Origin of the sequence: Paenibacillus sp. PSB04 (assembly GCF_025809195.1) — a bacterium.
Classification (GTDB): Bacteria; Bacillota; Bacilli; order Paenibacillales; family Paenibacillaceae; genus Paenibacillus_AQ; species Paenibacillus_AQ favisporus.
The window spans coordinates 3,837,167-3,858,313 of sequence record NZ_CP081301.1 but is presented as its reverse complement, the minus strand read 5'-3'; the positions used below and the strand labels follow the sequence as shown (position 1 = coordinate 3,858,313).

22 protein-coding genes are annotated in these 21,147 nt (G+C 54.3%); 8 read left to right on the top strand and 14 right to left on the bottom strand.

The features are described from left to right. The first annotated feature begins 363 nt into the window (after nucleotides 1-363). Nucleotides 364-1,248 (top strand): hypothetical protein, encoded by an 885-nt coding sequence (locus K2F33_RS17790; protein ID WP_263878171.1) that lies wholly within the window; start codon nucleotides 364-366, stop codon nucleotides 1,246-1,248. Between the two features lie 63 nt (nucleotides 1,249-1,311). Here K2F33_RS17790 and infC read toward each other — a convergent pair whose 3' ends face one another. The 9 genes from infC to K2F33_RS17745 form a co-directional block, all read right to left on the bottom strand. After that, complete coding sequence (gene infC / locus K2F33_RS17785) at nucleotides 1,312-1,794, bottom strand: translation initiation factor IF-3 (protein ID WP_263878170.1); 483 nt, start codon at nucleotides 1,792-1,794, stop codon at nucleotides 1,312-1,314. A 112-nt stretch (nucleotides 1,795-1,906) separates the two neighbouring features. Next, on the bottom strand, nucleotides 1,907-2,635 hold the full coding sequence (locus K2F33_RS17780) for a hypothetical protein (protein WP_076169979.1): 729 nt from the start codon (nucleotides 2,633-2,635) through the stop codon (nucleotides 1,907-1,909). A gap of 130 nt (nucleotides 2,636-2,765) precedes the next feature. Next, nucleotides 2,766-3,488 (bottom strand): hypothetical protein, encoded by a 723-nt coding sequence (locus tag K2F33_RS17775; RefSeq protein ID WP_076169978.1) that lies wholly within the window; start codon nucleotides 3,486-3,488, stop codon nucleotides 2,766-2,768. Nucleotides 3,489-3,652: 164 nt separating this feature from the next. Further along, entirely contained in the window at nucleotides 3,653-3,973 is a 321-nt protein-coding gene (locus tag K2F33_RS17770; protein ID WP_076169977.1) for a winged helix-turn-helix transcriptional regulator, read from the bottom strand. Between the two features lie 273 nt (nucleotides 3,974-4,246). Continuing rightward, nucleotides 4,247-4,978 (bottom strand): ThuA domain-containing protein, encoded by a 732-nt coding sequence (locus K2F33_RS17765; protein WP_076169976.1) that lies wholly within the window; start codon nucleotides 4,976-4,978, stop codon nucleotides 4,247-4,249. Nucleotides 4,979-4,990: 12 nt separating this feature from the next. Beyond that, nucleotides 4,991-5,959: a sugar phosphate isomerase/epimerase family protein gene (locus tag K2F33_RS17760; protein ID WP_089548117.1), complete on the bottom strand. Its 969-nt coding sequence runs from the start codon at nucleotides 5,957-5,959 to the stop codon at nucleotides 4,991-4,993. Nucleotides 5,960-6,021: 62 nt separating this feature from the next. After that, nucleotides 6,022-7,116: a Gfo/Idh/MocA family protein gene (locus tag K2F33_RS17755; protein WP_076169974.1), complete on the bottom strand. Its 1,095-nt coding sequence runs from the start codon at nucleotides 7,114-7,116 to the stop codon at nucleotides 6,022-6,024. Beyond that, on the bottom strand, nucleotides 7,109-7,876 hold the full coding sequence (locus tag K2F33_RS17750; RefSeq protein WP_263878169.1) for a sugar phosphate isomerase/epimerase family protein: 768 nt from the start codon (nucleotides 7,874-7,876) through the stop codon (nucleotides 7,109-7,111). The genes K2F33_RS17755 and K2F33_RS17750 overlap by 8 nt, the downstream gene beginning before the upstream one ends. Nucleotides 7,877-7,925: 49 nt before the next feature. Then, nucleotides 7,926-8,975: a Gfo/Idh/MocA family protein gene (locus tag K2F33_RS17745; RefSeq protein ID WP_076170166.1), complete on the bottom strand. Its 1,050-nt coding sequence runs from the start codon at nucleotides 8,973-8,975 to the stop codon at nucleotides 7,926-7,928. Nucleotides 8,976-9,130: 155 nt separating this feature from the next. Between K2F33_RS17745 and K2F33_RS17740 the strand changes: the two genes are divergently transcribed. From K2F33_RS17740 to K2F33_RS17730, 3 genes are all read left to right on the top strand, one after another. Next, nucleotides 9,131-9,979 carry an AraC family transcriptional regulator gene (locus tag K2F33_RS17740; RefSeq protein ID WP_263878168.1) on the top strand — a complete coding sequence of 283 codons (849 nt, stop codon included), beginning with the start codon at nucleotides 9,131-9,133 and terminating at the stop codon, nucleotides 9,977-9,979. Between the two features lie 179 nt (nucleotides 9,980-10,158). Then, complete coding sequence (locus tag K2F33_RS17735) at nucleotides 10,159-11,334, top strand: glycosyltransferase family protein (RefSeq protein ID WP_263878167.1); 1,176 nt, start codon at nucleotides 10,159-10,161, stop codon at nucleotides 11,332-11,334. A 75-nt stretch (nucleotides 11,335-11,409) separates the two neighbouring features. Further along, a complete protein-coding gene (locus K2F33_RS17730) occupies nucleotides 11,410-12,483 on the top strand; it encodes a glycosyltransferase WbsX family protein (RefSeq protein WP_263878165.1) in 1,074 nt (357 codons plus the stop codon). Between the two features lie 99 nt (nucleotides 12,484-12,582). Here K2F33_RS17730 and K2F33_RS17725 read toward each other — a convergent pair whose 3' ends face one another. The 3 genes from K2F33_RS17725 to K2F33_RS17715 all read right to left on the bottom strand — a co-directional run bounded on the left by K2F33_RS17725 (nucleotide 12,583) and on the right by K2F33_RS17715 (nucleotide 14,628). Continuing rightward, the gene (locus K2F33_RS17725; protein WP_076169969.1) at nucleotides 12,583-12,891 is read right to left on the bottom strand and encodes a hypothetical protein; all 309 of its coding nucleotides are present in this window, start codon (nucleotides 12,889-12,891) and stop codon (nucleotides 12,583-12,585) included. Further along, the gene (locus K2F33_RS17720; protein ID WP_208629291.1) at nucleotides 12,884-13,849 is read right to left on the bottom strand and encodes a Gfo/Idh/MocA family protein; all 966 of its coding nucleotides are present in this window, start codon (nucleotides 13,847-13,849) and stop codon (nucleotides 12,884-12,886) included. Before K2F33_RS17720 ends, K2F33_RS17725 begins: the two co-directional genes overlap by 8 nt. A gap of 92 nt (nucleotides 13,850-13,941) precedes the next feature. Then, complete coding sequence (locus tag K2F33_RS17715) at nucleotides 13,942-14,628, bottom strand: TerC family protein (RefSeq protein ID WP_076169968.1); 687 nt, start codon at nucleotides 14,626-14,628, stop codon at nucleotides 13,942-13,944. Between the two features lie 398 nt (nucleotides 14,629-15,026). On the opposite strand from K2F33_RS17715, the gene K2F33_RS17710 reads away from it, so the two are divergent. Both K2F33_RS17710 and msrA read left to right on the top strand, forming a co-directional pair. Continuing rightward, the gene (locus tag K2F33_RS17710; RefSeq protein ID WP_145947556.1) at nucleotides 15,027-15,641 is read left to right on the top strand and encodes a TVP38/TMEM64 family protein; all 615 of its coding nucleotides are present in this window, start codon (nucleotides 15,027-15,029) and stop codon (nucleotides 15,639-15,641) included. An 84-nt stretch (nucleotides 15,642-15,725) separates the two neighbouring features. After that, complete coding sequence (gene msrA, locus K2F33_RS17705) at nucleotides 15,726-16,691, top strand: peptide-methionine (S)-S-oxide reductase MsrA (RefSeq protein ID WP_212984398.1); 966 nt, start codon at nucleotides 15,726-15,728, stop codon at nucleotides 16,689-16,691. Nucleotides 16,692-16,821: 130 nt separating this feature from the next. On the opposite strand, the gene K2F33_RS17700 is transcribed toward msrA, so the two are convergent. Continuing rightward, the gene (locus tag K2F33_RS17700) at nucleotides 16,822-17,613 is read right to left on the bottom strand and encodes a lipid II flippase family protein (protein WP_089548123.1); all 792 of its coding nucleotides are present in this window, start codon (nucleotides 17,611-17,613) and stop codon (nucleotides 16,822-16,824) included. Nucleotides 17,614-17,741: 128 nt separating this feature from the next. Between K2F33_RS17700 and K2F33_RS17695 the strand changes: the two genes are divergently transcribed. Further along, nucleotides 17,742-18,206 (top strand): DUF2188 domain-containing protein, encoded by a 465-nt coding sequence (locus K2F33_RS17695; RefSeq protein ID WP_263878164.1) that lies wholly within the window; start codon nucleotides 17,742-17,744, stop codon nucleotides 18,204-18,206. Between the two features lie 152 nt (nucleotides 18,207-18,358). Here the strand turns inward: K2F33_RS17695 and K2F33_RS17690 are convergent, their stop codons facing one another. Further along, the gene (locus K2F33_RS17690) at nucleotides 18,359-19,063 is read right to left on the bottom strand and encodes a YitT family protein (protein WP_076169963.1); all 705 of its coding nucleotides are present in this window, start codon (nucleotides 19,061-19,063) and stop codon (nucleotides 18,359-18,361) included. A 654-nt stretch (nucleotides 19,064-19,717) separates the two neighbouring features. Here K2F33_RS17690 and hmpA point away from each other — a divergent pair. Then, nucleotides 19,718-20,920, top strand: coding sequence for an NO-inducible flavohemoprotein (hmpA, locus tag K2F33_RS17685; RefSeq protein ID WP_089548125.1), 1,203 nt, complete (start codon nucleotides 19,718-19,720; stop codon nucleotides 20,918-20,920). The last annotated feature ends 227 nt before the right edge of the window (nucleotides 20,921-21,147 follow it).

Here is a 21,147-nt window from a genome sequence, read left to right as displayed (position 1 = left end):
TCCTTTCTACCACCCTCTAATTTTTCTCTTCCCACCCTTCCAAATACCTATATTCATTAAAGCGCTTTCTTCATATACTATTAAATGATTCTTAAGACCTATATATAATGCGGAATAAAGAACCGATCAATTGGATAGCACCTATTTCCAAGGACTCATCCACTACGCAGATCTACCTATTATGTCGTGGGCCTGCTATCAGACTACAGATCCTTGTAAGGAGGACTGAGATCCGCCAATACCAGGAACATCATAAGTCATACCCGCTGTCAGATCTGGTCATAAGGAATCGTGTTTGTCGTGAAAGAGGGTCCATCGAATCAGGTAGTACCGCATATCATATAAAGGAGTGTACCGATTGTCATGTCAAGTAAATATTCATTGCGTTCAGGATGGATTGCCGCCTTCGTTGTATTATGGTTTGCCGCAGGTCTCTTCCCCGGAAATGAGGCTAAAGCGGAAGGTTACACCAAAGCCACCTGGCTGTGGAACACGGTGCTGATCAAGACGGAAGCCAAGGAGATGCTGAAATTTTCGGCCGATCACGGCGTCCGTACGATTTATCTCCAGACCAACAGCGATATTCCTGTTTCCTACTATAAGAGCTTCATCAAACAGGCCGGAGCTTTGGATATCCGGGTCGATGCGCTCAGCGGCGCCCCGTCCTGGGGACTTACGTCGGAACGTTACAAAATCACAAGCTTCCTCGATTGGGTGAAGGCGTACCAGAACGGCGCTGCAGAGGACGAGAAGTTCCAGGGCGTTCATGTCGACATCGAACCCCACGTGCTGCCTCAATGGAAGTCGGACCAGACCTCGGTCATCCGCCAATGGCAGGAGAACGTCCAGTATTTAACCGATAATGTGCGTGAAATGAATCTTCCCGTTGCCGCCGATATTCCGTTTTGGCTCTGCAACTATACGACAGCGGACGGAACAAGCACGCTGAGCCGCTTCATGATCAGCCAATATGACGCCGTTGCGATCATGTCCTACCGGGATACCGCCGACGGCATCTACAGCACCGCCAAGCGCGAACTGGAAGAGGCGAACTATCTCGGCAAGCCGGCCTTTGCTTCTGTCGAAACGAAGCCGAGCAGCGAAGGCGAATTTATTACCTTCTATGAGGAAGGAAAAGCTTATATGGACTCCCAGTTGGGCAAGCTGCAGCAATTGGCGCAGGTCAACACCTCATTCGCAGGGGTGTCCGTCCACGACCTCGACGGCTGGAGATCGCTTATAGACTAACCCGAACCGCAGAAAAGCCCCTGAGTGCCTGAATTAACGGCGCCCGGGGGCTTTTTCTTTTATTTATGCGACCGGATCGATCTGTACGGCAGCCTGCTTGCCGCTCACCTGGATGCCTGTTTTGGCGCGGCCCCACTCCTTTAATTCCCGAACCAGGTCCTCCAGCAGAACCTTGGCGGCGGCACCCTCCTTACCCTGCACCCGGACCACCAGCATGACGGCATTTCCCGCTTGTAATATTCGCGCGGCCTGCTGCTTCTTCGTGTCCAGATCGTGCTCCTCGATGTTCGGGGTCAGCCGGATCTCCTTCACCTTTACTACCCGGTCGGAAGATTTGGCTTTGGCTGCCTGGGCTTCCTTCTTGGCGTCGGCGGCAGCCACCAGCCGGCACGGCGGCGGACTGCTCATCAGCGACGTGCAGACGAGGTCCACTTTCAGCCTGCGGGCCATGGCCAACGCTTCCCTGGTCGGGACAATTCCGATATCCTCGCCGTTCAAGCCGGTTAATTCCACCTCAGAAGCCTTGATCTTTTCATTCATCCACATAGGGGTACCCTTCCTTTTACACACGACATGTATCATTTATTCTAGATTTTCATTTCACATTCGCTGTCAGCCCAATTCGGGCTTGTCCATTTGCTTCTATTGGGTTTGTCCATTATACGCTTGCCCGTTCCAGCCTGATTTCCACTTCATCCTGCGGCGTCAGCTTCATTTCCAAACCGCTGTCCACCAGTTCCTTCCCGTTCACCTTGACGACCCACTTCTCCACCGATTTGGGACTGTACCCCTGGACGGTGTCTACGTACATTTTATTGTCCGTCAGCTTCACGAAACCGCTGTGCGCCATAACGTCCCTGACGCTTTGATTATTGGTGTACGGAAATACATAAGAATGCGTCATATCAGGCTTCATGGACCCGCCGTCCAGCTTCAACACGGTAAATTCGGGAGCCTTTGCATCTTTCCCGTCCTTTTTGGGATCAGCGTACTGAATGTTGATGGAAATTTCGTCATGGTCCTGCAGGACGGTGTCGAGATTATCCTTGCCCAGCTTCTTGCCATTGATTTCAAATGCCCACTCAAATAAAGGATCCAGGGACACCTGGCTGATCGTCAGGACGCTTCCGTTGTCGCTAAAACCGACAATGCCGCTTCTCTTCAGCCCTTCCCGGACCGTCACGCCCTGCTGCAAATATTGCTGTAAATTTTGGATGACCGCCGGTGAGAAGAAGCCGTCTTTTTCCGAGAGAGAGACCTCCCCATTGACGTCATTCGAATAAACGTTGGCCGATGCCTCCTCCTGGTCGGCTTGTTTGCAGCCTGTCAGCAGCAGTGCTGCTATGATCAACATGATGAATGCAGCGTGTAAAACCGGCTTCCTCATCGAATAACCACCTTTGCTTCCGCAATCTCGCAGGACTCTTCCAAAACGCAAATAGAGCCCTCCCCTGAGGACTCTATTTTACCATATTCGAGCCGGGCCCGCATAATCCGCGCATTCCGGCAGATGTTTCCTATGAATCGATAAGAGGCTCCATGAACGTCCGAGTGCCGTCGGTATTTTTCAAATAAGGGCCCAAACCGAGAAAATTCGCCTGGTCCACGTATACGCCTGTCATCCACGTGCCCTCCAGCACCTCTCCCCCAAACTGCAGCATCAGCGGCGGAGCTGAAATATATTCCTGGTAGATCGGAAATTTCGTGTTGTGTTTCTTGTAACTTTTGCCAAGCTGGATCAGAGGGGCTTCATGGACATAGGTAGGCACAAAATAAGTGGAGATGACCTCCAGTTCTTCTTCTGTGAAAAAAGGAGTGTCGCCGAGAAAGGGGTGAAACATGGTGATTTCTTCGTACTGGGACCAGATGATGACCTGCAGCAGCATGCTCTGATGCCGGCCGTTGTGAAAGATGTATTCATGCTTGGACGTTCCGTCCGAGGCATGATTCGCATCAAGGCTCTCGACATTATGCCGCTCACAGCCGATGCATTTCCAGCCCGTAGGACCTTGAATCCATTTCTGAAAAATCGTACTGCTCTTGTCTTTGTCTTCGTCGGCAGGTGACGCCTGAGCAGGCCTGTCTAAGGTCCAGCGTTTCCAAATCGATTCCGGCCAATACCGGCTCAGCATGCTGAGTGTCTTGTCGTAAATGCCCCGAACCTTGACCGAAGCGCTTTCAAGCTCGTGTACATCGTCCTTGCCGTACCCGATTCCCTGGGAGAATATGATCTTCCTCATCGTCATCCGCCTCCTTATACGCCGAAAAGGCAGTTTTTTACCAATTATACTACAGACTCCGTCATTTGGTGCAAGTCTTTTCCTATAATTAACAAAAACCCTCCTTAATGGAAGGAAGGTTTGTCGTTAACGGGTTTCCCGCAGAACCGTACCTTAGGACGGTTTTACAGCTCAACCCACTGTTCTGCCCACTCTTGAACCTGCTCCATAACGGGACGCAGCGCTCGGCCTTTATCCGTCAGCTCATATTCGATACGGACAGGCGTTTCGGGATAAACGTGCCGAACCAGAATTCCTTCCGTTTCCAAGTCTTTCATGCGTTCGGACAGCATCTTATCGCTCATCGAAGGAATTAATTTCGATATATCCTTGAACCGTTTCGGACCATCCATCAGGGAAAAGACGATCAAGCCGTTCCAGCGTTTCCCTAATATGGAGAAAGCATTTTCGAATCGCGGACACATGTTAAATTGTTGTTGATTCATGATCTTCACCTCTTTACAGAATCCATGTAAACAGTTACGTCTCATGAACGCTTACATTAAGTTAGTATATTTCATTTTACCACATTTTTGCGCAAAATGAAACAAGACAACTGCTGGAAAGCTCCGCAAATGTTCTCTCCCTTTCAAAACGGGACTCCCGATTCCTTGCTGATCCCATGATCTACAGATCATCCGAAAATCATGCATGCTCTGCAAGCAAGCAAAAAAGCGGCGGTTGGACCGCCGCTTTAGGCTGATGAGCCTTGCGAAAACTTATAATACTGCCGCCGGCTTCAGTTCTCTGACCGGCTGCATGTTGCCGAAAACCGGAGCCGGCGTTTGGAGAGGATACGCCCAATTGATCGCGTTGGCGATGACTTTCAGGATTTCCGGCTGGTAATAGGTCGGGAACGTCTCATGGCCTGGACGGAAATAGAAGATCTTCCCTTGGCCTCTGCGGAAGGTGCATCCGCTTCTGAACACTTCGCCGCCTTCGAAATTACTGATAAACACGAGCTCATCCGGAGCCGGAATATCGAAAAATTCGCCGTACATTTCCTCATGCTCGAGGATAATTTTGGCGTCAATGCCCATGGAAATCGGATGGGACGGGTTCACGTTCCAAATGATTTCCTGCTCCCCTGCTTCTCTCCACTTGAGGTCGCAGGAGGTTCCCATCAACGCTTTAAACGGTTTGGAGAAATGGCCGGAGTGCAGCACGATGAGTCCCATGCCGCCAAGCACGCGTTTTACGACACGCGCCACCACTTCGTCGCTGACCTGGTCGTGGGCCATATGGCCCCACCATACGAGCACGTCCGTGGCATTCAGCACTTCTTCGGTCAATCCATGCTCCGGCTGGTCCAGCGTCGCCGTTGTAATCGCAAAGCCGTTGCCGTCCAGCCCTGCGGCCAGTGCGGCATGAATGCCTTCCGGATAGACTGCCTTCACTTCGTCGTGAATATTTTCATGAACGAATTCGTTCCAAATGGTTACATTAATCAATGGTTTATCCCCCTAGACCCACCACATCTCGCCGAGTGGCTCTTCAATAAGTACTTGCTGCAGGTTTTGAACGGCTTTGGAGAAGCCTTCTTCAACAGACATCAGGCCGTCTTCATGCTCGATGCTGACGACATAATCATAGCCGACGAGGCGCAGTGCGCTGATAATGTCAGCCCACGTTTTTACATCGTGTCCGTAGCCTACGCTGCGGAACTGCCAAGCGCGGTCCAGCATGTTCGTGTAGGACTGCATATCGGTCAGGCCGTATTTGTTAACATTGATCGGATCGATCACGGTATCCTTTGCGTGGAAGTGATGGATCGCACCCTCACGGCCCAAAATGTGGATCGCCTGCACCGGATCGATGCCCTGCCACCACATGTGGCTCGGATCTAGGTTGGCGCCGATCGTTTCGCCGGCAGCTTCGCGCAGGCGGAGCAGTGTCGCAGGTGTATGCACCGAGAATCCGCCGTGGAGCTCAAGCGCGATTTTTACATTATGCTCTTTGGCAAACTTCGCTTGTTCGGTCCAGTAAGGGATGACTTTGTTCTCCCACTGCCATGCGAGCACTTCCTGATAGTCGTTTGGCCAAGGAGCTACCGGCCAGTTCGGATATTTGGCATCCTCATGGTCGCCAGGGCATCCGGAGAACGTGGTGACCACTTCAACGCCCAATTTCTCAGCCAGCAGCACCGAGTTCACGAAATCCTCGTGGTCGGCTTGAGCCAGATGCTTCTGCGGATGCAGCGGGTTGCCGTGGCAGCTCAGCGAGCTGATCGTCAGGCCGCGGGACTCGATTGCGTCCTTGAATTGCTTCAATGCGGCTTCGTCCTTCAGCAGCTCCGCCGGCTTGCAGTGCGCGTTGCCGGGATTGCCCCCTGTTCCGATTTCAACAGCCTTCAATCCTTTGGAGACGACATAGTCCAAAGCGTCCTCCAGTTTGCGTCCACCAAACAATACCATAAATACTCCCAGTTTCAAGTGTACTCCTCCTCATTCTTGGTTATCGTAGCTATAAATAATTGCTTCTATGCAAAGGATGACTATTCCTCAAAATAAACGGCTTTGCCTGTTTTGGCAGACTCGTAAATGGCTTCGAGGATCTGCGTGACCACATAGGCCTGCTCCGGCTTGACCACCGGCTCTTTATCTTCCAGGATGGCTTCGAGCCACAGGCGCTGCTCCTTGTCGGCATCGGTCTCTGCCGACCCGGAGTAGAAGGCTACGCCGCCGGCGTTCAGATCCACCGTGGTTTCATAGAGGCGGCTCATTTTCTCGCCGTTGATGCGCAGGCCGTCTTTCATGTCAGCCCCGCCTTCCGTGCCGGCAAGAACCGTCTTCGCTTCCCCGGTTTCCACGACGTTCAGCGCCCAGCTGGACTCCAGCACGATCGTTGCGCCGTTCTGCATCGTGATGAAACCGAATGCGGAATCCTCTACCTTGAACTCTTCCGGATTCCAAGGGCCGAACGCGTTGGCCGCATTCTCTTTATGGCCCAGCTTGTGGAAGGTGCTCCCGAGCACGCTCTTCGGCTTATAGTTGTCCATCAGCCACAGCGTCAGGTCGAGCGCGTGGGTGCCGATATCGATCAGCGGTCCCCCGCCCTGCTTCTCTTCGTCAAGGAACACGCCCCAGGTCGGAACGGCACGGCGGCGGATGGCCAGCGCTTTACCGTAATATATGTCGCCGAGCTCCCCGTTCTCGCACAGCTCCTTCAAGTATTGGCTGTCGTTGCGGAAGCGGTTCTGGTAGCCGATCGTCAGCTTCTTGCCGGTGCGCTTGGCGGCTTCCACCATCGCTTTGGCCTCGGCGGCCGTCTTGGCCATCGGCTTCTCGCACATGACATGCTTGCCGGCTTCCAGTGCCGCCACTGAAATGACGGAGTGGGAATCGTTCGGCGTACATACATGAATGACGTCGATGCTTGCGTCCTTCAGCAGTTCGCGGAAATCTGTATACACTTTGGCGCCTTCTGCGCCGAATTCGGCAGCGGCCTTCTCTGCGCGCTCCTGCACGATATCGCAGAACGCAACCATTTCCGCCTGTGGCTGCTTCTTGAGACTCGGCATATGCTTGCCGTTTGCGATTCCTCCGCAACCGATGATGCCGATTTTCAGGGTTTTGCTTGAGCTAGACATTTACGGGTCCTCCGTTTCTGGCATAAGATTTGATCCATTCCATGCTGGCTGCAATGCTTTCGAGCGGTGGTCTTTCACAGAAATCCTGCTCCACAACGATCCATTCCACGCCGGCTTGGTCCGCTGCTTCGGCTACGGCTTCCAGGTTGACTTCGCCTGCGCCGAGCTCGACTGTCTGCGGCGTGCCGTCCTCTTTCCGCTTGACGTCCTTCCAGTGCACAATCGGAAGGCGTCCCGCATACTTCTCGATGTACTCCACCGGATCGTAGCCGGCAAAATATACCCAGCACGTATCCAGCTCCACCATCAGCAGGTCGGCGGGCACCGCTTCGTACATCGCGTCGAACACCGTTTCCTCGCCGCGTGTTTCCGTAAATTCAAAATCGTGGTTATGGTACAGCAGTGTGGCCCCCTGCGCGGCGCATTTCTCACCGATACGCTTCAGGTTGTCAAACACTTCGTCCCACTTGCGCTGCTCCTCACCAAGGTAAGGAACGATCAGGCTGCTGTTGCCGATCTCCTTGTTATAGGCGATTTCCTCGTCCAGTGCGTTTTGCATCCGGTCGTACGGCGTATGGGTCCCGATGGCGACCAGACCGTTCTCGTCCAGCAGCTTCTTGACCTCGGCGCTGGAGCGTCCGAAGAAGGTGTGGAATTCCACGCCCTGATAACCCAGCTCTGCTACTTTCTTCAACGTACCCTCAAAATCCTTTTCCATTTCTTCACGAACCGTATATAACTGCAGGCCAAGCTTCAACATATTGGTTCACCCCTGTATTCGCTTATAGGTCACCTTATTGGGATGACCTTTATTCATGGCTGCTCGCAAGTACGACATGGCTGCCGCTGATGGATGACTCTTCAAAAGCATACATGGCTTCCAGCACGTGGTAGGCCAGGTTGCCGTTGGCCCGGTGTTTACGCCCCGAGCGGATTGCTTCGACCATGTCGTTTACACCGCGGCCGCGTTCGTTCTGGGTGCTCTCAAAAACGGGCGTCAGCACTTCCCATTCGCTGGAACCGCTTCGGCGAAGCTTGACGTCGCCGTTAAAGAAGTTCGGATCCGGCAGGCTGAGCGTTCCTTCCGTACCGTAAATTTCAATCCACGGCAGATTGGCCCCGGCTTTAATATCAAAGCTGGTTATCATCGTGGCGATGGCGCCTTGTTTAAAATCGATGGTGCCTGCCAGATGGGTCGGTGTCTGCACCTGAATCTGCTGGCCGCTCTTCGGCCCCGAGCCGATGGTCCGCATCGGGATCTGGGCACCTACCGAAGCGCTGATCCGGCGGATCGAACCCAGCAGCTCAACCAGCGCCGTCAGGTAATACGGACCCATGTCCAGCATCGGACCGCCGCCCGGCGCGTAAAAAAATTCAGGGTCCGGATGCCAGCCCTCCGGGCCGCCGCCCATCATAAATGCGGTTGCCGCCACCGGTATGCCGATCTTTCCGGCTTCGATCGCCGCTTTGGCGGTCTGCACGCCTGATCCGAGGAACGTATCCGGCGCGCTCCCGGCGCGCAGTCCTTTCTGCTCGGCCAGTTCAACCACGCGCTTGCCGTCCTGCAGCGAGGTTGCCAGCGGCTTCTCTGCGTATACATGCTTGCCGGCTTCAAGCGCCGCCAAATCGATGGAGGCATGGCTGCCGGGAATCGTCAGGTTGATGACGAGCTCAATTTCTTTATCACCGAGCAGCTCATCCACGGTGTATGCGTTTGCAATCCCAAACTCTTCAGCCCGCGCCTGGGCGCGTTCAGTCACCAGATCGGCAACCGCCACCACTTCAACAACCGGGCTTTTCTTTAAATTCTCCAGGTAAATGGCACTGATGTTTCCGCAGCCGATAATGCCGGCTTTCATTTTGTTCTCCACGAAAGTCACTCCTTACGATGCTGAATGCGTATTCAACAATCTAGTAACATGGTATTCCGAATTTATTTATATTAAAATGAATTATATGATCGAAACATGAACAATCTGGTCATTATTTTTTGGATTGCAAAGGGAGCCCTATCATGTCCACCCAAGATTCAGTGCACATTTATACAGCAGGATTTTCATTTCATCATAAACCGTTCTACATGAGCGAGATGGACGGCGTTAAAAATTACCTCATGCGTCTGCAGACCGACGGAAGATGCCGCGCACTGGTAGACGGTGAGCTTGTTCCCGTCGAATCGGGCGATCTGTTGATTTATTCCCCTGACGAGCCGTACGAGCTGTTGATCGGCGAGGAGCCGAACGCTCAGGGCGAGCTTGCCGTAGAAAGCGGCGACTATCATATTTTCTTCGGCGGGGAATGGATCGACCAGTGGTGGGCCAAGCAGAAACGGCCGACGCGTATCCGCGTCCCGCTTAACGAGGGCCTGATCAGCCTGTTCCGCCAGATCGTGCTGGAGCAGCGGAGAATGTCCAACCCGTATCCCGAAATATCCGGATACTATATGCGGATTTTATGCCTCGAAACGGACCGCCTCCTTAGCGAGCATCCCTCCACGACTCCGAGAACGTACCTGGCTTACCGCATGAAGCATTTTATTGAAGAACACGCCTCGTTATCCTTCAAGCTGGAGGATGTCGCTTCACATGTCGGCATCAGCGTCTCGAGGGCGGTCCATCTGTTTAAGGAGGCCTTCGGGACGAGCATTATGCAATATACGCTGGACGTCCGGCTGGAAATGGCCCGCGAGCGGATCGTGTTTAGTCCGATGTCGCTCGAAGACATTGCGGAAACTTCGGGATTCGGCAGCTATACGTACTTCCACCGGGTATTCCGGTCCCGGTTCGGCAAGTCGCCCAAGGAATACCGCATGGAGAACAGGGAGCAGATCCAGACCGGGATCGGCGTCCGTTCGCCAAACTAGAACATCGGATAAGACAGGCTGAAGCCGGCGCAGATAAGCGCCGGTTTTTTTGTGCTGCCGGCTTCAGCATCCGCCCTTTTTTTCCTTTTCAGGTCAGTTGTCCGTGGGGCAGCTTTCACGATACAACCATACACTGGTATGACACTATGCTAAGGCGATGAGGAGGGAAATCAAACGCCATGAACAAAAAAAGGAGCCGCGAGCGACCCCGCCGCAACCACATCCGTTTGCATCCCGTTACCGAGCAGCGCATCGCCAAAATAGTGGTCCGCGTGCTGAAGAAAAACGGCGGTGGAACACCACACGTACCAGCTCCCCTTCCCGGCGCAGCCCCAAGTCTGCCAGGCCCCCCCGTTGCTGCCGAAATAGAAACCGTCCCTTCCGAACAACCGGCCGCAGCGCCACCCGTTCTGGTTGAATTGGACGGAGCACGAACCCCCCCGGGCCCGGTGGATACCAAACAAATGAAAGTTCTTGTGCGGTCGCTGCTCTCGGAAGATAGCCATTGGCATACCGAACAGTCCATTCTTGACGGGCTCAGGCTGGTCACACAGGCCGCCGCTCCCGTGAAGCACCTCTATAACCTGCCCGTAGGGCTGACTGCCATTCCGTTCGATCTCCTGCTGGTGCTCGGCAATCCCGATGCGAACTTTTTTGACGAATTGCGGGATCCGGTCCTGTCCGGCTCCCCGGTAAAAGCGGTCTGGCTGGCGGATGCCGCTGCGCCTGCCGAACAGTTGGCTTCGATTGCGGATGTATTCGACCTCGTATTCACGCAAAATATCAACCACATACCTCTATACCGCTATATGGGCTGCAGGCAGATCGTATATTTGCCCTTTGCCGCGGATCCATCCGTGTATTTCCCCAAAGCCGTGAATATCGCGTATCAATCCGACATTCTGTTCATCGGAAATGCGGATCCGCGTACCCGGGAGATGTTCGCCGGCATGAAGCCGCTGCTCGCGGACAAAAAAGTGTTTGCCATGGGCTTAGGATGGCAGCCCGAAGACGGCGTAACCTGCGTGCGGCCGCTTGCCGATATCCAGGAATATTATAACGGGGCCACCGTAATCATTTATGCACAGCCGGAGCCCGGGCAGGTTTTGGCCATTGGCGCATGCGGAGGCTTTCTGCTGGCGGAGAACGATCCCAATCTATACGAGTACATGCGGCCGGACGAAGATATCGTCATCTTCCGCTCCGCCGGCGACCTGCAGGAAAAACTCGGCTATTATTGGGACCGGCCTGAGCTCATGAGATATGTGTCGACCAACGCTCTGTACGGCAGCAAATACCGCAATTCGTGCCTGCAAATGGTGCTGAAGCTGCTCCATCTCGCCGCTCGGCGCTAGGGATGCAAACCGTCCGGGCAGCCTGCCGGGATCAGGATTGAGCCGCCGTCGAAGTTGTATGGGAGGTAAGTCAACTTGAAGCTTATCGCATTTTTACTGCCGCAGTTTCACCCGATACCCGAAAACGATTTGTGGTGGGGGGAGGGTTTTACAGAGTGGACAAATACCCGAAAGGCCGTCCCCTTGTACCCGGGGCACAAGCAGCCCAATGAGCCCTTCGATCAGTATTACTACGATTTGACCGACCCTGCCGCGCGGATGTGGCAGGCGGACACCGCCCAGTCCTACGGCATTTACGGCTTTTGTTATTACCACTACTGGTTCAAAGGAAAGCGGCTGCTCGAAAAGCCTTTTAACGAAGTGCTGCGGCTGGGTGAGCCCCGGATCCCGTTCTGCCTGTCCTGGGCCAACGAGCCGTGGACCCGGAGGTGGGACGGCGGTGATCATCACCTGCTGATGCCGCAGGATTACGGGGATGAACGTGACTGGGAAGAGCACTTTTATGCGCTGCTGGATGCCTTCCGGGATGAGAGATACATCCGTGTTCAAGAGAAACCGATGTTTATCATCTATCGGCCCGGAAACATCCCCCGCTGCGAGGAGATGATCCGGTTATGGAACGATTTGGCCCGGAGAAACGGGCTTGAAGGCATTTATTTTGTACGCACGCTAGGGGGGTTCCCCCTTCCCAACCAAGCTGGCTTCGAAGCAAGCCTGGAGTTCGAACCGCACTATACGTTCGGTCACAGCCGTTCCCAGCAAATCTGGAGCTATGTCAATACGTACGGCAGCGACCCGCACATCGTTGTGGATTATGATCATGTCTGGGAAAACATATTGAACCGTTCGCCTCATCGTGCCGGGGAGACGATTTTCCCGGGCGCTTTCGTCAACTGGGACAACACGCCGCGGCTCGGCGCCAACGGGCAAAGCAGCATGGGGGCTTCCCCGCGCAAGTTCGGCTGGTATCTGGCCAGACAGATCGAAAGGGCAAGCCGGCTGTACCGCAGCGAGTTTCTGTTTATCAACGCCTGGAACGAATGGGCGGAGGGAGCTTACCTTGAACCGGACCGGCATCACGGCTATCAATATTTGAAGGCGGTGAAAAGTGCGCTGGAAGCATCCGCGAGTTATACCGGCCGCAAATAACGCTCTCCCGCCCTATGAGCAAAGAAGCCATGCCCCGGATATGGGGCATGGCTTCTGGGCTGCTTTTACCATTTAAGCTGCAGCCAAAAGTGCTGGTGCTTATTTTTTGGCTCTCGCCGCGATCGTTTCGGATACGACAAACGCCAAGTCTTCGTTGCCGAACAGCGACAACACGCCAAGCACAGTATCGTCCGGAATCGGCCCGGCCTCCTCTTTAGGTACGGTCAGGTCCAGCACCCGCTGCAGTCGCTCGTTGTCACCCTGCTGCGGGTACGCCTGCCGGTACAGCTCCAGGGGGTCCAATCCGTGGTTAACGCACCACTGGGCAAAAACCAGGATCATCATATCCTCATCCTGCCGGTAGCTTTCCACGATGCCTTCTTCCAGCGACTTCTGCCGTTCATCCATTGTCAGTCCCCCCCTTCTGCTGCTCCGCCAGTCTTGATGCCAGCTCATGGCTGCGCATGACCCGCTCAGCGCGAATAGTACAGTCTTCCGGAGAAGCAAGATGTTCCAGAAAATGATCCACGGCCCCGCTGAAGCCGCGCCGATGCAGGATCGGTTCCCAGCTTCCAAATTCGCGGGTCTCGGGTGGCCTTCCATGCTCACACAGAACCGCACGCTCCAGATTTACGATTTCCGCCGACCGGCCGCTTCCGTGCAGCTCGAGCTTCTCCATATCCGCTCCGGCCTGCCGGATCATACTGTACCTTCCTGTGACGTTCCGACCGAGGCCAAGCTCGCCGGAGGTGTGCAGCAGCCGGCCCTGTTCATCTTCGCTTAGATGGTGATGAAGCAGCTCGTAGTCACTTCCGCCCAGCCAGAGCAGCAGGTCCAGCATATGGATCAGATCGTCGTAAATCGTGTCGCTGCTGCTCCCTTTCTGCAGGGTGGTCCGGTGCTTGGCTGCAGCGGCCTGGACAAATCCGCCGGTCTCCTCGACCCATGCCTTTGCCCGCACATATAATGGAGCAAACCGGCGGTTAAAGCCTACCGCGAGCAGCAGTCCTTTCTTTGAAGCCAGGGCGGCCAGTTCCCTAGACTTGGCGAGATCCGTCGTCAGCGGCTTGTCGACATAGACGGATACCCCGCGTTCCAAACAAGCTTTAACCACGTCATAATGGGTTTCTGTCGGGCTGTGGACAAAAACGGCATCCAGGTCCCATGACAGCAGTTCTTCCAAATCGGTCGTCCCCTGAGGAAACCGGTAAGTCTGCGTCACGCGCTGGACCGTAGCTTCGGAGCGGCTCATCACCCCGGCAACCTCCACCTTCTCGTGGTGGGCCAGCAGCGGAAGATATACCTTGTGGGCGATATCACCGAGCCCCGCCAGCGCAACCTTCCGCTTACGGTTTATTACATTCATGCCTATGGTCCACCTTTCTTCCATCCAACGAACCTTCCGGACATGCCGGACAGATACCCATTATACCGCTTTTGGCCGGCAAATTTAAGCCGCTACATCGACTCTGCCGCCCGGTTTTCCTTCTGCTTTTTCTTTTTGGTCATCAGTCCCAAAGCAACGACGGCGGCAATGACCACCACTTCAAACCCGTACTTCAGGATCGGGCTGGCAAACCAGTCGTGAATCAGCGGCTCTTCCACCAGCATTTTGGATGCCGTCCAGGCGAGCACCGCCGCACCGATCGTAATAATGACCGGGAAGCGTTCCGTCAGCTTCAGGATGATCGTGCTGCCCCATACCATAATCGGCACCGAAATCGCCAGTCCGATAATGACGAGCAGGAAGTCTCCATGGGCCGCTCCGGCTACCGCCAGCACGTTGTCGAGACCCATCATGGCATCGGCGATAATGATCGTGCGGATGGCCGCCCACATTTGGTTGCCTGCGGATATGTCGTGCTTTTTTTCGTCAATCAGCAGCTTATACGCGATCCATACAAGCGCGATTCCCCCGACAAGCCGCAGTCCCGGAATCAGCAGCAGCTGCACGACCAGCAGCGTGGCGATGACCCGGATGACGACAGCGCCCACGGTCCCCCAAATAATGACTTTTTTCTGGTCTTCTTTTTTGACGTTCCGTGCGGCGAGCCCGATTACAATGGCGTTATCGCCGGCAAGAACCAGGTCAATGATGACGATGGACATGAGCGCTGCCCAAAATGCCATAGTAAACAATTCCATACGATTTCCACCTTTCTGTTGTTTGAGATAGAATGAACTAAAGTTTTACCTATAACGTTCATTTCTTTAGTTCATTCTATATAGATAGAATGATTAGTCGCCGCACTAAAAAAAGCGCCCCTTACCTTCATTAGGTAAAATGGCGCTTTTTTGCCCACCAAAAAAGACCTTTACCTAATGAAAAATCAGGCAAAGGTCTCGCAAAACAACATAATCGTTGCCAATAAAGCCGGGGATACCGATCCCGTAATGACGACTTTATTGCATGAGCTACTCCCCTTTGGGAACTATTCACTTGTTGGAACCATTATAGCAAAACTCTAAGGCAATTACTATGATTTTTATTCATTAATTTTTGGTATGATGGAGATTATAGGCTAAGTGGAAAGGAAATCACCATGAAAAAATGGCTGCTGCCCCTCTTGTACATCCTTCTGCTCGTTTGGGCTTTCCTGTACCGGGACGCGATCATGGAGGCGCTGGGCGAAAGGCCGTCCTTCCTTCTGCTAGTCGGAATTGCTGCCCTGGTCGCCCTGTTCCCTGTCGTTCCCTATAAGCTGGTCATCGCAGCGCTCGGTTACGCTTACGGGACCCTGTGGGCGGCGGTCGTCTCCTGGATCGGAACGATGCTGGCGGCCACGATTCTGTACGGACTTGTCCGCTACCTGTTTCGGGACCGGGGCAGGAGGTATCTGGAACGGATCAAGCCGCTGCAGACTTTCACCGCATTCATTGAAACGCATCCGTTTGTCAGTATCGCCGCCGCGCGGGTTATTCCGATCGTTCCGCAGATGGCGGTCAATATATTCGCCGGGGCCGCCGCGCTTCCCTTCTGGAGCTACACCGCCGCTTCCGGGATCGGCAAAGTGCCGGGCATCCTGCTGTATGCCTACCTGGGCGGCAATCTGTCTGCGCACCCGTGGATCTCCGCCGCTGCGGCCTCCGCTTATGTCCTCTTGCTCGGACTGATCGCGGTAATGTACCGCCGCCTCTCCCGCACGAGACCGAAATAACCGGGCTCCTTGGTTCCCTTGCGCGGATGGATTATAATGGAGTTGTACACCTTACTTACGATTTGAAAGAAACGGAGTGATATCATGAGCGACGTACAGCCAGTTGAACATAAAGCCACTTTTGCGGGTGGATGCTTTTGGTGCATGGTAACCCCGTTTGAGGAGCTGCCGGGCATCGTCAGCATCGTGTCCGGGTATACCGGCGGCCATAAGCCGAACCCGACTTACGAGGAAGTATGCTCTGAAACGACGGGGCATGTGGAGGCGGTGCAGATTACGTTCAACCCGGACATTTTTCCTTATGAAAAGCTGCTCGAGCTGTTCTGGCAGCAGATCGATCCAACCGATGCAGGTGGGCAGTTCTACGATCGCGGCTCTTCCTACCAGACCGCTATTTTCTATCACAGCGAGGAGCAGCGCGAGAAGGCTGAAGCGTCCAAGCAGGCGCTCGAAAGAAGCGGCCGCTTTGACAAGCCGATCGTTACGCCGATTTTGCCTGCCGGCCCGTTCTATGAAGCGGAAGATTACCATCAGGACTACCACAAGAAAAATCCGGGACATTACAAACGGTACCGGAAAGGATCGGGCCGCGATGACTTCCTGGAGAAGCACTGGGCTCCCAAGATAAACAAGGAAGAACTGAAACAGCGCCTGACGCCGCTTCAATACGAAGTCACCCAGAACAACGCCACGGAGCGGCCGTTCCAAAACGAGTTCTGGGATCATCACGGCGACGGCATTTACGTCGACATCGTGTCCGGCGAGCCGCTGTTCAGCTCCACGGACAAATATGATTCGGGCTGCGGCTGGCCGAGCTTTACCCGGCCGATCCGCGATTACCACATTAAAGAGAAGCTGGACCTGAGCCATATGATGGTACGGACCGAAGTGCGCAGCAAAGGCTCGGATTCGCATCTTGGCCATGTATTTGACGATGGGCCGGGGCCGAACGGCCTCCGCTACTGCATCAACTCCGCGGCGCTTCGCTTTATTCCGAAGGAAGACCTGGATAAGGAAGGATATTCCGAATATAAAGTGCTGTTTGAATAAACGGTACTGCTGTTCTATGCGATACCAGCAAGCGATAGGCGCTGGGGTTCGTTCTTTATACAAAAAGAGGGTAAGGCTTGCAGCCTTACCCTCTTTTTCATGCGCGTTCCTTATTTCCGGCTGCATTAGGTCAGCCGGAAATAAGCCAGCCGATCCAGAACGCGCAGGGAACGAGCAGCAGTTGGGCCGCGATCGTCCCCGCGCAGCGGGACACGAGCATCAGGCCGAGCACCTGATTCATCCGCCCCAGACGCGACTCTCCCCGCAATGTCCGGTCCGACAGCAGGGCGATCCGCGGGTCGACGAGCAGCGTCAGCAGAATTGTCGCCACCCCGTTGATCAGACCGGAGGAGGTCGATGCCGCCAGCCGGGAAGCCGGCCATAGATAGGCGGCATACAGCGCGGACAGCACGCCGACGGTATAAATGGCCGTGACGGCCATATTGATCGCCATCAGGCGTCTGGGCAGGCGGCCTTGAAAAAGGCTGCGCAGCATCTGGAGATTCGGCAGCTTGACGTACGCCGCCCCGTTCTTCCATTTTCGCCCGGCAGTCAGCTGCCTTACCATTTGCGGGATGGAACCGGCAGCTTCCAAATGGACGACCAGCCGCGAGCAAATCCGCACCACGCTCGGAAACAGCAGCATGGCTGCGGCTGTACCGGCTGTGGCGGCGGCGATGATCCAATGCAGCCTCGACTCCAAATGAAAGGAGGCCGACGCCAGCGCCTTGTCCACCATGCTGCCGACCATCGGCCCCTGCGCCATGTTGGAAGTCCTCGACACGATCACAAGCAGCCCCGACAAGGACAGGGCCAGCGTAATCCGCCGGCTGCGCAGCCCGCCGAGCCGCAGAGCATAGGAAAGGCTGTCCACGGTATGGATGATCCCCGTCAAGAGCAGTACCAGCAGCATCTGCATCATCACGCTTCCTCACTCCTTTATTCTCAATCTTTTCCATTATAATGCATATCGGGCGGATGAACATCGTTTGATTCGCGCGGCGCCGGGTAATATAGGGGTAAACGAGAACTGGTTTGGAGGGATTGACAATGCCTTGGAATAAGCATGATTACCCAGTATCCATGAAAAACTTGGAGCCCCGGGTGCGGAATAAGGCGGTCGAAATCGCCAATGCGCTGCTCGAGGAAGGCTATGAGGAAGGGCGCGCCATTGCCATCGGCACCGCTCAGGCGGAAAAGTGGAATGAGGACCACCCTGCCGGTGAGGAAGGGCAATCGAAGCATGCATCCGGCCGTTCGGATGACGAGCGGAACGAGCACGCAGGCAAGACTTCCCGTTCCCGCAGCGGCCGGGGCGGCGATGCCGACGTCCATGTCGTCACCCATGAGGACGGATGGGCGCTCAAGGTGGAAGGCAAAGACAAGCCCTTGTCGACTTTTGGATCGAAGAAGGAAGCCATGGACGAAGCGGAAGACTACGCCTCGAAACACGATGTCCATGCCATCGTTCACGGCAAAGACGGCAAAATCGAGAGCAATCGAAGTTATTCGTGATGCTGTTCATACCAGCGTTCACGCAAGACGGCAAAATCGAGCGATTCGTGGTATGTCTTCGCGGGGAGGCTCCTTACGGTGCCCGCCCGCCCTGCCATACCTGCCATAAACAGCAAACCGCCTGATTCCCTCAGGAACCAGGCGGTTATCTATCAGTGGACACTCCGAACTTTGTGAACGGGTTTGGCTGCAGGCTGTACCTGACCCGCGGTCATCTTAGGTGCTGCATTTCCCGCTGCCGGCGAGGTACGATGCGCACGAAACGAGACCGTATACGTAATCATTTTCCCTGCAATACTCACGGCCAAAATCGTAAACAACGTTTCCTGCAGAGGCAGGTAGAACAAGGATACGAGCAGGACGGCCGCATCGAGCAGAATAAATACGGTGCCGACTTTAAGGCCGGTGAGACGGCTGAGCAGCAGTGACACGATATCGTCGCCGCCTGTCGCTCCTCCGAACCGCAGTACCAGTCCGGTTGCAAAGCCGGACAAGACGCCTGACAGCAGCGCTGCAAGCAGCAGGTTGCCGTGAAGATTGATGTCAAGCGCAGAGTAGCGTTCCATCAGATCGTAAAAAACGGAAAACGAAACGGTCGCCACAAGCGTGTTCACAATAAATTTGCGTCCATTCAGCAGCAGCGCAACGAGGATCACCGGAATATCCAGGATCAGCACGGTCACTGCCGGGTCAAATCCGAATGCGTACTTGCCGAGCAGCGACAGGCCAACGAAGCCGCCCTCGGACAGATGATTCTGAAAATTAATGTGATAATACGTAAAAGCCAGCAAAAAAGTACCTAACATCATAATAGCGATTGGTCGAAGCGTTGAAATTACATGGTCTTTCTTCCTCATACAGGTTACCCCTCATCGTAGTTAGTTGGTCAGGGACGCGACTAACTTCCGCGGGAAGAAACCTGTAGGACCGAGTCCTTCGCATCTTAAGCTTCCTTCTTTCGCGAGAAGTTTGTCACAACCCAATATCCGGGCGCTTGTTCTCTACGATGGAAGCTAAGTGTAAGAGAGATCATAACGTTTCCAAATCGTCCTTTGGGGAATGTTCCTTCGGGGACACATGGTATCCTGATCCTTTCTTTTGTTTGATAACTTCTATACTTATTATACCACAGTTGCACTGCCTGCTAAACAGCTTGCTGAGGAGAATGCGTTAGAAACGTCTATCGTCGTGCATTCCAAGAAGCCGGACCGCGTTTATATGATAGTTTTGGTTGCGATATAAGGAAACCAGTCTCCGAAACTTATACCTTTTCTTATATCTAAAAGAAGGGCTTCTATGCCGCAGGCGCTGTCATCCAGATTTCAGGAATGATACCGTGATACCGTGTCATATCCTATGCCCTATTCCGTCGGATCATGTCTTCAGAACGTAAATTCAAGTTCACACAATGTCAATTTTTTATGTGACTGAAATCACAATAAAGGGTGGTCGGCTTTTCTATACTTAACGTATGAAATCGTTAAATATTACGTTGAAAGAAGGAACCCTTTATGCTGAGCCAACAAACCATTGATACGATCAAATCGACCGTTCCGGTACTGGAAGTACACGGACAGTCCATTACATCCGTCTTTTATAACAATCTCTTCAAGGATCATCCGGAGCTTCTGAACATATTCAACCATGCCAACCAGCGTCAAGGACGGCAGTCGGCCGCCTTGGCGGGCGCCGTCTATGCCGCAGCCGCGCATATCGATCATCTCGAGGATATTATTCCAGCCGTCAAGCAGATCGGGCAGAAGCACCGGGCGCTGCAAATCAAGCCGGAGCATTACCCGATCGTCGGGCAGTATTTGCTTGGGGCCATCAAGGAAGTTCTTGGCGACGCGGCCACACCGGAAATTCTTGAAGCCTGGAAAGAGGCTTACGGCGTCATTGCAAACGCATTTATCAGCGTGGAAGCGGAAATGTACCGGGAAGCTGAAGCCGCACCGGGAGGCTGGTCCGGTTTCCGCCCATTCGTCGTGGAACGGAGAGTGAAGGAGAGCGAAGTGATCACTTCCTTCTATTTAAAACCGCAAGACGGCGGACCGATCGCCTCTTATTTACCGGGACAATACATCACGGTCCGCGTTCAGCCTGAAGGCCAGCCGTATACGCAGATCCGCCACTACAGCTTGTCCACTGCGCCGGGCGGTTCTTCCTACCGGATTTCGGTGCGCCGCGAAGATGCCGCGCCGGGTAAACCGGCAGGCGTCGTCTCCAACTATCTGCACGAGCATGCCCAAGAAGGCACCGTCCTTGAAATCAGTGCACCGGCAGGCACGTTTACGCTGGATCAGACCCAAGACATTCCCGTCGTGCTGATCAGCGGCGGGGTCGGCCTGACGCCAATGGTCAGCATGCTGGAGACGCTGCTGAAAGAACAGCCGGCCCGTAAAGTCACTTATGTTCACGCCGCGATAAACGGAAGCCATCATGCGATGAAGGAGCATATCGCCGACCTTGAAGGCGCGCATCCGCAAATGTCCTCCTACCTCTGCTATGAGACACCGCTTGAAGGCGACAGCTGCCATAAAACCGGATATATCGACGCTGCATGGCTGCAGCAAATCGTCGATCCAAACGCTGATTTTTACTTCTGCGGTCCGGTTCCGTTCATGCGCACCGTCTACAGCGCCCTTAAGGAGCTGGGAATCCCCGCAGAGCGGATCCATTACGAATTTTTCGGCCCGGCAGGCCAGCTCGACTAACGTATCGGCGGCGGGCCAAGCTCGGTTAGCTTGTCAGCTCGCGGGATAACCCGCCTATCGGACTACGGTGTCATTTGAAGCCAATGCAACGCACGGATTGGTCAATGCGATGCGCTGATTTAGCAAATGCAATGCACTGAGTTAGCCTATGCGATTTCCAAACCGGCCAATACGATCTACTAAAATGCACAAAAGGGCTGCCCCAGGTTCAGAGAACCTGAATGGGC